This is a genomic window from Mycobacterium sp. 852002-53434_SCH5985345 (genome assembly GCF_001667155.1).
Classification (GTDB): domain Bacteria; phylum Actinomycetota; class Actinomycetes; order Mycobacteriales; family Mycobacteriaceae; genus Mycobacterium.
This window is the reverse complement of record NZ_LZIE01000042.1, coordinates 75,232-87,467: the sequence shown is the minus strand read 5'-3', so window position 1 is coordinate 87,467 and position 12,236 is coordinate 75,232. Positions and strand designations below refer to the sequence as shown.

Annotated in this window: 8 protein-coding genes and 2 tRNA genes; 9 read left to right on the top strand and 1 reads right to left on the bottom strand. The window is 65.6% G+C overall.

Features of this window, described 5'->3' with window-relative positions; all coding sequences use genetic code 11:
- Positions 1–2: 2 nt before the first annotated feature.
- Positions 3–146, bottom strand: coding sequence for a 50S ribosomal protein L34 (rpmH, locus tag A5756_RS25395; protein ID WP_073880743.1), 144 nt, complete (start codon positions 144–146; stop codon positions 3–5).
- Between the two features lie 551 nt (positions 147–697).
- Between rpmH and dnaA the strand changes: the two genes are divergently transcribed.
- The 9 genes from dnaA to A5756_RS09305 all read left to right on the top strand — a co-directional run bounded on the left by dnaA (position 698) and on the right by A5756_RS09305 (position 11,916).
- Positions 698–2,230: a chromosomal replication initiator protein DnaA gene (gene dnaA / locus A5756_RS09345; RefSeq protein ID WP_066951372.1), complete on the top strand. Its 1,533-nt coding sequence runs from the start codon at positions 698–700 to the stop codon at positions 2,228–2,230.
- A gap of 539 nt (positions 2,231–2,769) precedes the next feature.
- Positions 2,770–3,969 carry a DNA polymerase III subunit beta gene (gene dnaN, locus A5756_RS09340; protein WP_066951072.1) on the top strand — a complete coding sequence of 400 codons (1,200 nt, stop codon included), beginning with the start codon at positions 2,770–2,772 and terminating at the stop codon, positions 3,967–3,969.
- Positions 3,970–5,127: a DNA replication/repair protein RecF gene (gene recF, locus A5756_RS09335; protein ID WP_066951069.1), complete on the top strand. Its 1,158-nt coding sequence runs from the start codon at positions 3,970–3,972 to the stop codon at positions 5,125–5,127. It begins immediately after the preceding gene.
- Positions 5,124–5,681, top strand: coding sequence for a DUF721 family protein (locus A5756_RS09330; protein WP_066951065.1), 558 nt, complete (start codon positions 5,124–5,126; stop codon positions 5,679–5,681). The genes recF and A5756_RS09330 overlap by 4 nt, the downstream gene beginning before the upstream one ends.
- Positions 5,682–5,936: 255 nt before the next feature.
- Positions 5,937–7,970: a DNA topoisomerase (ATP-hydrolyzing) subunit B gene (gene gyrB / locus A5756_RS09325; RefSeq protein ID WP_066951060.1), complete on the top strand. Its 2,034-nt coding sequence runs from the start codon at positions 5,937–5,939 to the stop codon at positions 7,968–7,970.
- A gap of 47 nt (positions 7,971–8,017) precedes the next feature.
- On the top strand, positions 8,018–10,537 hold the full coding sequence (gene gyrA, locus A5756_RS09320) for a DNA gyrase subunit A (RefSeq protein WP_066951057.1): 2,520 nt from the start codon (positions 8,018–8,020) through the stop codon (positions 10,535–10,537).
- Between the two features lie 114 nt (positions 10,538–10,651).
- The gene (locus A5756_RS09315; protein WP_066951053.1) at positions 10,652–11,557 is read left to right on the top strand and encodes a DUF3566 domain-containing protein; all 906 of its coding nucleotides are present in this window, start codon (positions 10,652–10,654) and stop codon (positions 11,555–11,557) included.
- 58 nt (positions 11,558–11,615) lie between these two features.
- Positions 11,616–11,689, top strand: a tRNA-Ile gene (locus A5756_RS09310).
- Positions 11,690–11,843: 154 nt separating this feature from the next.
- A tRNA-Ala gene (locus A5756_RS09305) sits at positions 11,844–11,916 on the top strand.
- The last annotated feature ends 320 nt before the right edge of the window (positions 11,917–12,236 follow it).

Here is a 12,236-nt window from a genome sequence, read left to right as displayed (position 1 = left end):
GATCAGGCAGATAGCGCGCGGCGCCCCTTACGGCGCCGGCTCGACACAATCGAGCGTCCGGCGCGGGTTCGCATGCGCAACCGGAAGCCATGCACGCGGGCTCGGCGCCGGTTGTTCGGCTGGAAGGTCCGCTTGCCCTTGGCCACGACGTTCTCCTCGTTGTGTCTCGCATTTCCAGCCGGCCGGCCAGACGTCTCGCTCAGGTTCGTCTGCGGGTCGGTCGGAGGTAATCTTGCTGCTGGCCGGCGCGGTCCCCAGGCAGACCTGGGTCGCAGCCGCATCGCCGACTTTCGGGCGACTGTTTGAGGGTACTGACCACGCTTCGCCTGGTCAAACCTGGCCTGCCCCAACGCAGCCCCCGGTCGCGAGTCGCACCGGGCCCAAGGAACCCTAAACAACCCGATTGGAATGCAGCAGAACGGTTGGCAGCCGCACGGAAAACTGTTAGCTTCTGCCAGTGTCGTTTTAGACTGCAACGGCGCTCCACAACGAAGCGAGGATGGTGGGTCGACTAGCTGCCTAGACAGCCGTCAACGGTTTTCTTCCAGCACGGAGATCGCGAGCCGTCGCCGGTAGGTGCGGGTTCGCATACGCTCATCCTGTCCACACCTGTGTATAACTATGTGGACAGTCGCTTTGTTCACCAAGCGTGGTTGTAGCTTGACCCGGGATGCTCGAGAACCAGGGGGATGCGTCGTTGACCGATGACCCCGGTTCAGGGTTCACGACCGTGTGGAACGCGGTTGTTTCCGAACTCAACGGCGAATCCACCCCCGACGGGGTAGTCGCTAACCGCACCACGCTCATCACTCCCCTGACACCACAGCAACGGGCCTGGCTGAACCTGGTGCAGCCGTTGACCATCGTCGAGGGATTCGCGCTGCTGTCGGTGCCGAGCAGTTTCGTCCAGAACGAGATCGAACGTCATCTGCGCGCCCCCATCACCGACGCCCTCAGCCGCCGGCTCGGACAGCAGATCCAGCTCGGGGTGCGCATCGCGCCGCCCGATGACGACGCCGACGATGTTGTGATTCCGCAGGGTGAATCATTTCCCCAAACCGAAGCGCCGTTCGCGGAAGAGGACGCGATCGACGCCGACGAGGCAGACGAGAACGGCGACGGGGCCGAGGGTGCGCCGCAGAGTTGGCCGAACTACTTCACCGAGCGTCCGCACCACGCCGATCCGGCGGTAGCCGGCGGTACGAGCCTGAACCGCCGCTACACCTTCGACACCTTCGTCATCGGAGCCTCCAATCGCTTCGCGCACGCCGCGGCTCTGGCGATCGCCGAGGCACCGGCGCGCGCTTACAACCCGCTCTTCATTTGGGGCGAATCCGGTCTGGGTAAGACGCACCTGCTGCACGCCGCCGGCAACTACGCCCAACGGCTGTTTCCCGGGATGCGGGTCAAGTACGTGTCCACCGAGGAATTCACCAACGACTTCATCAACTCGCTGCGCGACGACCGCAAGGTGGCATTCAAGCGCAGCTACCGCGACGTCGACGTGCTGCTCGTCGATGACATCCAGTTCATCGAGGGCAAGGAAGGTATCCAGGAAGAGTTCTTCCATACCTTCAACACCCTGCACAACGCCAACAAGCAGATCGTCATCTCCTCGGACCGCCCACCCAAACAACTCGCCACCCTCGAAGACCGCTTACGCACCCGGTTCGAGTGGGGCTTGATCACCGACGTCCAGCCGCCCGAACTCGAGACCCGCATCGCGATCTTGCGTAAGAAGGCACAGATGGAGCGGCTCGCGGTCCCCGACGACGTCCTTGAGCTCATCGCCAGCAGCATCGAACGCAACATCCGCGAACTCGAGGGCGCCCTCATCCGCGTTACCGCGTTCGCGTCGTTGAACAAGACGCCGATCGATAAGGCACTGGCCGAGATCGTGCTGCGCGACCTCATCGCCGATGCCAGCACGATGCAGATCAGCGCGGCGACGATCATGGCGGCCACGGCCGAATACTTCGACACCACCGTGGAAGAACTACGCGGCCCAGGCAAGACCCGCGCGCTGGCGCAGTCACGCCAGATCGCGATGTACCTGTGCCGCGAGCTGACCGACCTGTCGCTGCCCAAGATCGGCCAGGCATTCGGTCGTGACCACACCACGGTGATGTACGCGCAGCGCAAGATCTTGTCCGAGATGGCCGAGCGGCGTGAGGTCTTCGATCACGTCAAAGAGCTCACCACTCGCATCCGGCAACGCTCCAAGCGCTGACGCCGGGCCGCTCTGCGCCCTGAGACCGCGGAATTAATTCCAAAAAACTTCTCGCACGTCTGTCACACCCGCCACACGCGGAAGTTGTGCGCAGGACTGTGCACAACGCAATCAAACACCCGTGTACTAAGAGGCGCCGCGTGCACAGGCGTCCTTCCTCCCCAGCGGCCCAACACTCGACACACAGTCGTCCACGCGGTGATCCACAGCCCGATCCGCCGCCCTAGCTGCATCAAGCCGCCGCTGTCCCCAATCTGCACAGGCCTTATTACTAGTACTGAGATCTCTTCGTCGTTTCTTCTTTGAAATACAGCGTTGGGGACGAGCGATCGAATCCCTGTCGAGGATCCGTCGGTAACCCGGCTTGTCGGGCTTCGCGATTAGCTTTCAAGATGGCCGCGGACGATCTACGGTTGTTCTTCGACTGCCGTTGCGGTCGCCGGTGGCATGACATGTCGGTGGCGTCCGTCGCGGAGCCCCAAGCTAGCGGGGAGAGGCTAGCCACTGACTTTTAAACGCTCGGCAGGTGAAGGGACGCTATGGACGCGGCGACGACAAGAGCTGGCCTCAGCGACTTGAAGTTTCGTTTGGTGCGGGAGTCCTTCGCCGACGCGGTGTCGTGGGTGGCGAAGAACCTGCCGACCCGGCCGGCGGTGCCGGTGCTGTCGGGAGTGTTGTTATCGGGCTCCGATGAGGGCTTGACCATCTCCGGATTCGACTACGAAGTTTCCGCAGAAGCGCAGGTTGCAGCGGAAATCGCTTCTCCCGGAAGCGTTTTGGTGTCCGGCCGATTGTTGTCAGACATCACTCGGGCGTTGCCGAACAAGCCTGTCGACTTTTACGTCGACGGTAATCGCGTCGCGCTGAACTGCGGCAGCGCGCGATTCTCGCTGCCGACCATGGCGGTCGAGGATTACCCGACGCTGCCGGGCTTGCCGGAAGAGACCGGGACGCTGCCCGCTGAGCTCTTCGCGGAGGCGATCAGTCAGGTGGCCATTGCGGCCGGCCGCGACGACACGCTGCCGATGCTGACCGGGATCCGGGTCGAGATTTCAGGTAACACGGTGGTTTTGGCGGCCACCGATCGGTTCCGGCTGGCGGTGCGCGAGCTGACCTGGTCCGCGTCGTCGCCCGACATCGAAGCCGCCGTCCTGGTACCGGCGAAAACGTTGGCCGAGGCGGCAAGGGCCGGCGCGGACGGTTCCGAGGTGCGTTTGTCGCTGGGCGCAGGCAGCGGGGTCGGCAAAGACGGTCTGCTGGGCATCAGCGGGAACGGCAAGCGCAGTACTACGCGGCTGCTCGATGCGGAGTTCCCGAAGTTCCGCCAGCTGTTGCCGGCCGAGCACACGGCGGTGGCCACCATCAACGTGGCCGAGTTGACCGAGGCGATCAAGCTGGTTGCGTTGGTGGCCGATCGGGGCGCCCAGGTGCGGATGGAATTCTCGGAAGGCTCGCTGCGGCTGTCCGCGGGCGCCGACGATGTCGGCCGGGCCGAGGAGGATCTTGCGGTCGATTTCGTCGGCGAGCCGTTGACGATTGCGTTCAACCCGACGTATCTCACCGATGGTCTCGCGGCCGTTCATTCGGAGCGGGTCTCGTTCGGTTTCACGACGCCGGGTAAGCCGGCGTTGCTGCGGCCGGCTTCGGCCGACGACAGTCCGCCCGCCGGCAACGGGCCCTTCGGGGCGTTCCCGACGGATTATGTCTACCTGTTGATGCCAGTTCGGTTGCCCGGATAGGTGTACGTCCGGCATTTGGGACTGCGTGATTTCCGGTCCTGGGCGCACGCCGACCTCGAACTGGAGCCGGGCCGGACGGTGTTCATCGGGTCCAATGGCTTCGGTAAGACGAATCTCATTGAGGCACTTTGGTTTTCGACAACATTGGGTTCACATCGCGTGGGCACCGATACACCGCTGATCCGGGCGGGTGCCGACCGAGCGGTGGTGTCGACAATCGTGGTCAACGAGGGCAGGGAATGCGCGATCGACCTGGAGATCGCGGCAGGGCGGGCCAACAAGGCGCGGTTGAATCGGTCACCGGTGCGCAGCACGCGCGAGGTGATCGGAGTTTTGCGCGCTGTGCTTTTTGCTCCCGAAGACTTGGCTTTGGTGCGTGGGGATCCCGCGGAGCGGCGCCGCTACCTGGATGACCTGGCGACGGTGCGACGGCCGGCGGTGGCGGCGGTGCGCGCGGATTACGAGAAGGCGCTGCGCCAGCGCACCGCATTGCTGAAGTCCGCTGGCGGAATCCGGCACCGGGGTGACCGCGGCGCCCTGGACACCCTCGACGTGTGGGACAGCCGGTTGGCGGAGCACGGCGCGGAGTTGATGGCAGCGCGCATCGACCTGGTCAACCAGTTGGCGCCGGAGGTGGAGAAGGCTTATCAGTTGCTGGCCCCGGCGTCGCGGCCGGCGGCGATCGCGTATCGCACCAGCCTCGGCGCACACGCGGCGGCGGGCGGCGGCGGTAGCGACCGCGAGTTTCTGGAGGCGGCCCTGTTGGCCGCGTTGGCCGAACGCCGTGATGCGGAGTTGGATCGCGGGATGTGTCTGGTGGGGCCGCATCGCGACGATCTGGAGCTCTGGCTGGGTGATCAACCGGCGAAAGGCTTTGCCAGTCATGGGGAATCGTGGTCTTTCGCGGTGGCGCTGCGGTTGGCGTCATACGAATTGCTGCGAGCCGACGGGAGTGAACCGGTGTTGCTGCTCGACGACGTGTTCGCCGAACTCGACGCGGCCCGCCGCCGAGCATTGGCGACGGTGGCGGAATCGGCGGAGCAGGTACTGGTGACCGCCGCGGTGCTGGAAGACATTCCGGCGGACTGGGACGCCACGCAGGTGTACATCGACTTGCGCGACGACGACCTCGGTCGGGTTTCGGCGGTGCGGTCATGACCGACAGCGACGAACCAAATTCCGGCGACGCACCACCCGGCCCGCTGCGGGGTATCGACTTGGTCAGGCGCACCCTCGAAGAAGCCCGCGCCGCGGCGCGCGCGCAAGGCAAGGACGCCGGGCGGGGACGGTCGACACCGCCGGTGAACCGACGGGTCGCGGGGCAGCGACGAAGCTGGTCTGGCCCCGGACCCGATGTTCGGGATCCCCAACCGCTGGGCAGGGTGGCGCGCGACTTGGCTAAGAAGCGCGGTTGGTCGACGCAGGTCGCCGAGGGCACTGTGCTGGGCAACTGGTCGTCGGTGGTGGGCCACCAGATCGCCGACCATGCCACGCCGACGGCGTTGAATGACGGCGTGCTCAGCGTGACCGCCGAATCCACGGCGTGGGCCACCCAGCTGCGGATGATTCAGTCGCAGCTGTTGGCCAAGATCGCCGCGGCGGTCGGCAACGGGGTCGTGACGTCACTGAAGATCACCGGCCCCGCCGCGCCGTCGTGGCGCAAGGGGCCCCGCCACATCGCCGGGAGAGGTCCGCGCGACACCTACGGGTAGCGCCTCGACCGGCGCCGACGATCCCCACACACCGCTTTATCAACAGGGCGCTCAAAGCCGCTAGGACGACGTTAACTGCCTTGACGCACGTCGGGACGCGGCGGGAATAGAGAAATCGTCCGCACGGCGCGGTTAGCTGGGTAGAAACGCGCCCAGAGAATCGGTGCGGACGGCCCATCACGGTAGACTGGCGGCATGCGACTGATGCGGTGACTGGAACCGCCCGCATGAAACCCCAAGGAGAGCATTCCGACCGTGGCTGCCCAGAAGAAGAAGGCGCAAGACGAATACGGCGCTTCAGCGATCACCGTGCTCGAAGGGCTGGAGGCCGTCCGCAAACGCCCCGGCATGTACATCGGGTCCACCGGTGAGCGCGGGCTGCACCACCTCATCTGGGAGGTGGTCGACAACTCGGTCGACGAGGCGATGGCCGGTTACGCGAGCAAGGTCGACGTGCGGCTGCTCGACGACGGCAGCGTGGAGGTGGTCGACGACGGGCGCGGCATTCCGGTGGCCATGCACGCCACCGGGGCCCCCACTGTTGACGTGGTGATGACCCAGCTGCACGCCGGCGGCAAGTTCGGTGGCGAGAACAGTGGCTACACCGTCAGCGGTGGGCTGCACGGCGTCGGCGTCTCGGTGGTCAACGCGCTGTCCACCCGCCTGGAAGTCAGCATCAAACGCGACGGGCACGAGTGGTTCCAGTACTACGACCGGGCCGTGCCAGGCACCCTCAAGCAAGGCGAGGCCACCAAGAAGACCGGCACCACCATCAGGTTCTGGGCCGATCCCGAGATCTTCGAGACCACGCAGTACGACTTCGAGACCGTGGCGCGGCGCCTCCAGGAGATGGCCTTCCTCAACAAGGGTCTCACGATCAATCTCACCGACGAACGAGTAGAGCAGGACGAGGTCGTCGACGAAGTGGTCAGCGACACCGCCGAGGCGCCCAAGTCCGCGGAGGAGAAGGCGGCGGAATCGACTGCGCCGCACAAGGTCAAGCACCGCACGTTCCACTACCCGGGTGGGCTGGTCGACTTCGTCAAGCACATCAACCGCACCAAAAGCCCGATCCAGCAGAGCGTGATCGACTTCGACGGAAAAGGCCCCGGCCACGAAGTCGAAATCGCCATGCAGTGGAACGGCGGCTACTCGGAGTCGGTGCACACCTTCGCCAACACCATCAACACCCACGAGGGCGGAACCCACGAAGAAGGATTCCGGAGCGCCTTGACCTCGGTGGTGAACAAATACGCGAAAGACAAGAAGCTGCTCAAGGAAAAGGACCCCAACCTCACCGGCGACGACATCCGGGAAGGCTTAGCGGCGGTCATCTCGGTCAAGGTGGCCGAGCCCCAGTTCGAGGGCCAGACCAAGACGAAACTGGGCAACACCGAGGTCAAGTCGTTCGTGCAGAGGGTGTGCAACGAGCAGCTGACGCACTGGTTCGAGGCCAACCCCTCGGAGGCCAAAACCGTTGTGAACAAGGCGGTGTCGTCGGCGCAGGCGCGTATCGCGGCACGTAAGGCACGAGAGCTGGTGCGCCGCAAGAGCGCCACCGACCTCGGCGGACTGCCCGGCAAGCTCGCCGACTGCCGCTCCACCGATCCGCGCAAGTCGGAACTTTATGTGGTGGAGGGTGATTCGGCCGGCGGCTCGGCGAAGAGCGGTCGCGACTCGATGTTCCAGGCGATCCTTCCGTTGCGCGGCAAGATCATCAACGTCGAAAAGGCACGCATCGACCGGGTGCTGAAGAACACCGAAGTCCAGGCGATCATCACCGCGCTGGGTACCGGGATTCACGACGAGTTCGACCTCACCAAGCTGCGCTACCACAAGATCGTGCTGATGGCCGACGCCGACGTGGACGGCCAGCACATCTCGACCCTGCTGCTGACGCTGCTGTTCCGGTTCATGCGGCCGCTCATCGAGAACGGGCACGTGTTCCTGGCGCAGCCGCCGCTCTACAAGTTGAAGTGGCAGCGCACCGATCCCGAGTTCGCCTACTCCGACCGTGAGCGCGATGGCCTGCTGGAGGCGGGACTGAAGTCCGGCAAGAAGATCAACAAAGAGGACGGCATCCAGCGGTACAAGGGTCTCGGTGAAATGGACGCGAAGGAGTTGTGGGAAACCACAATGGACCCGTCGGTGCGGGTGTTGCGCCAAGTCACCCTCGACGACGCCGCGGCGGCCGACGAGCTGTTCTCGATCCTGATGGGCGAAGACGTCGACGCGCGCCGCAGCTTTATCACCCGCAACGCCAAAGACGTTCGCTTCCTGGATGTCTGACCTTCCTAGCTGCCGAGTCAGGCACGCCAACCCACAAAGGGGAATAGATGACTGACACCACGCTGCCACCCGGCGACGAGGCGGGCGACCGCATCGAACCGGTCGACATTCAGCAGGAGATGCAGCGCAGCTACATCGATTACGCGATGAGCGTGATCGTGGGGCGCGCCCTGCCGGAGGTACGCGACGGTCTCAAGCCGGTTCACCGCCGCGTGCTGTACGCGATGTACGACTCCGGATTCCGCCCGGACCGCAGCCACGCCAAGTCGGCCCGGTCGGTCGCCGAGACGATGGGGAACTACCACCCCCACGGCGACGCGTCGATCTACGACACTCTGGTCCGGATGGCGCAGCCATGGTCGCTGCGGTACCCACTCGTCGACGGCCAGGGCAACTTCGGCTCACCGGGCAACGACCCGCCGGCGGCGATGCGGTACACCGAGGCGCGGTTGACCCCGCTGGCCATGGAGATGCTGCGCGAAATCGACGAGGAGACAGTCGATTTCATCCCAAACTATGACGGCCGGGTGCAGGAACCGACGGTGCTGCCCAGCCGGTTCCCCAACCTGCTGGCCAACGGCTCCGGCGGCATCGCGGTCGGCATGGCGACCAACATCCCACCGCACAACCTGCGCGAACTCGCCGAGGCCGTGTTCTGGTGCCTGGAGAATCACGAGGCCGACGAGGAAGCCACGCTGGCCGCGGTGATGGAGCGGGTCAAGGGCCCCGACTTCCCCACCTACGGATTGATCGTGGGCAACCAGGGGATCTCCGACGCCTACAAGACCGGCCGCGGCTCCATCAGGATGCGCGGAGTCGTGGAAGTGGAAGAAGATTCGCGCGGCCGAACTTCGCTGGTGATCACCGAGTTGCCGTATCAGGTCAACCACGACAACTTCATCACCTCGATCGCCGAGCAGGTGCGCGACGGCCGACTCGCGGGCATCGCCAACATCGAAGACCAGAGCAGCGATCGGGTGGGGCTGCGCATCGTCGTCGAGATCAAGCGCGACGCGGTGGCCAAGGTGGTGCTGAACAACCTCTACAAGCACACCCAGCTGCAGACCAGCTTCGGCGCCAACATGTTGTCCATCGTCGACGGGGTTCCGCGCACCCTGCGGCTCGACCAGATGATCCGCCATTACGTCGCGCACCAGCTCGACGTCATCGTCCGCCGCACCACCTATCGGCTGCGCAAAGCCAACGAACGCGCCCACATCCTGCGCGGTCTGGTCAAGGCACTCGACGCGCTGGACGAGGTCATCGCCCTAATCCGGGCGTCGGAGACGGTCGACATCGCCCGGGCCGGGCTGATCGAGTTGCTGGACATCGACGAGATCCAGGCCCAGGCGATCCTGGACATGCAGCTGCGTCGCCTGGCCGCCCTGGAGCGCCAGCGCATCGTCGACGACCTGGCCAAGATCGAGGCCGAGATCGCCGACCTGGAAGACATTTTGGCCAAGCCGGAGCGCCAGCGCGGCATCGTGCGCGACGAGCTCGCCGAGATCGTCGAGAAGCACGGCGACGACCGCCGCACCCGGATCGTCGCGGCCGACGGCGAGGTCAGCGACGAGGACCTGATCGCCCGCGAGGACGTCGTCGTCACCATCACCGAGACCGGTTACGCCAAACGCACCAAGACCGACCTGTACCGCAGCCAGAAACGCGGCGGCAAGGGCGTCCAGGGCGCCGGCCTCAAGCAAGACGACATCGTCAAGCACTTCTTCGTCAGCTCGACGCACGACTGGATCCTGTTCTTCACCACGCAGGGCCGGGTCTATCGCGCCAAGGCCTACGAACTGCCCGAGGCGTCCCGAATTGCCCGCGGCCAGCACGTCGCCAACCTGCTGGCCTTCCAGCCCGAGGAGCGCATCGCCCAGGTCATTCAGATCCGTGGCTACGAGGACGCCCCATACCTGGTGCTGGCCACCCGCAACGGCCTGGTGAAGAAGACCAAGCTGACCGACTTCGACTCCAACCGGTCCGGTGGAATCGTGGCGATCAACCTGCGCGACAACGACGAGTTGGTCGGCGCGGTGCTGTGCTCGTCGGAGGACGACCTGCTGCTGGTTTCGGCCAACGGCCAGTCCATCCGGTTCTCGGCGACCGACGAGGCGCTGCGGCCGATGGGACGCGCCACCTCCGGCGTGCAGGGCATGCGGTTCAATACGGACGATTACCTGTTGTCGCTCAACGTGGTTCGCGAGGGCACTTACCTGCTGGTGGCGACGTCCGGCGGCTACGCCAAGCGCACCGCGATCGAGGAGTATCCGGTGCAGGGCCGCGGCGGCAAGGGCGTGCTTACGGTGATGTTCGACCGGCGGCGCGGCAAGCTGGTGGGTGCGCTGATCGTCGACGACGACAGCGAGCTGTACGCGATCACCTCCGGGGGCGGCGTGATCCGCACCGACGCACGCCAGGTCCGCAAGGCGGGACGACAGACCAAGGGCGTGCGCCTGATGAACCTGGGCGAGGACAACACGCTGCTGGCGATCGCGCGCAACGCCGAGGAAAACGCGGACGAAGTCGTCGAGGAAGCGGAAGGCGCCGCGGAGTCCGACGGCTAGTCGGTGCCAATCCCGGGGGTCCGAGGAACGGCCGGGCAATTAGACTCGGCCCGACCAGACAAAATGTGACTGCCATCGCCCCCGGGGGCGTGGCAGGAGATCAAAGGAGTCGGGGTGAGCTCACCGAACGAGCCGGGCGCCCCCAAAAAGGGCGATGGCCTCAATGGGGACGGCTCGGCCGAGCGCGCCGGCGTACACCGCGCGACGCCGCCCGCCCAGCCCGGCCGCGCTCCGGACGCCGGGGAGTCGCCACCGTGGCAGCGTGGTGGGCCCAGGCCCCCGCAAGCGCCGCAGCGCCAAGGTGAGCCCCCGACCGAGGCGCGGCCGTCGGGCCCGCCCACCGGCGTCGAGGCCCGACTGAACCGGTTCATCTCCGGCACCGCGGCGCCGGGCGCCGGCGCGCCCCCGCCGCCGAAGAACCCGCCGCACGAGGCCGACGCCCCGTCGGGCCGCGGCGACGGGCCGCCGGCGGAGGCATACGCCAGCGAATTGCCGGACCTGTCCGGCCCGACGCCGCGCGGCCCGCAGCGCAAGACGCCGCCCGACCGCACGCCGGAGGCGGCGAGCCCCTCCGGGTCGGGCCGTTCGTCGGCCGCCGAAAGCCGGGAGGGCCGCGAAGGCCGTGAAAGCCACACCCAGGTGACCCGGCGACCGCGCGGCCCGGTACGGGCCAGCATGCAGATCCGCCGGATCGATCCGTGGAGCACGCTCAAGGTCTCCCTGCTGCTCTCGGTTGCACTCTTCTTCGTCTGGATGATCGCCGTCGCGTTCCTCTACCTGGTGCTCGGCGGCATGGGGGTGTGGTCGAAGCTGAACAGCAACGTCGGCGACCTGCTGAACAACACCAGCGGCAGCACCGGCGAGCTCGTCTCCAGCGGCACCATCTTCGGCGGCGCCGTGTTGATCGGCTTGGTGAACATCGTGTTGTTGACCGCGATGGCCACCATCGCCGCCTTCGTCTACAACCTGACCACCGATCTGATCGGCGGTATCGAAGTGACGCTGGCGGACCGCGACTAGCGTTTTGGGGGTGGGGCGACGATTGCGGTAATCTCGTCGCTCGGCCGTACCCGTGTACGGGCCTATAGCTCAGGCGGTTAGAGCGCTTCGCTGATAACGAAGAGGTCGGAGGTTCGAGTCCTCCTAGGCCCACAACCATGTGCCCGTCAAGACGTTGCGTAAGACTCGCCCTGCCAATCACACTGATCGCTGTGGTGGCGGCGGTGGTGGTGCGCTCCCGACGCGGGGTCGAGGTCTGGCACGTGGCGGTGGACGACGCAACAGGTCAGCCACCCGATCCCGTCGAGGGGCCTTAGCTCAGTTGGTAGAGCACCGCCTTTGCAAGGCGGGTGTCAGGGGTTCGATTCCCCTAGGCTCCACAGATCGTGGGCGGACCGACATGCGTCCGCCGCCAGGAAAGGCCAACGGAAACCGTTGACGTAACTCGCGGGCCAGTTCAATTCAGGCGGGGTTTTGCGTCCCGGATCGATAGCGATCCCGCTAATGTGTAAGCACTGATCGTGTGCCTAATAAAGTCGCATCCGCCGAAAGGCGGTTGACCTGCGAGGAAACCCCGTCAAACCCCACACCCTGAATATCGACGCCGCAGTAGGCAGCCCGACAACCCAACAGGTCGCTATCCAGCGATAAGGCAGCCGACAGCGCGACTCCGCCTTTGCTGTGAGGAGGAAACGGCTTT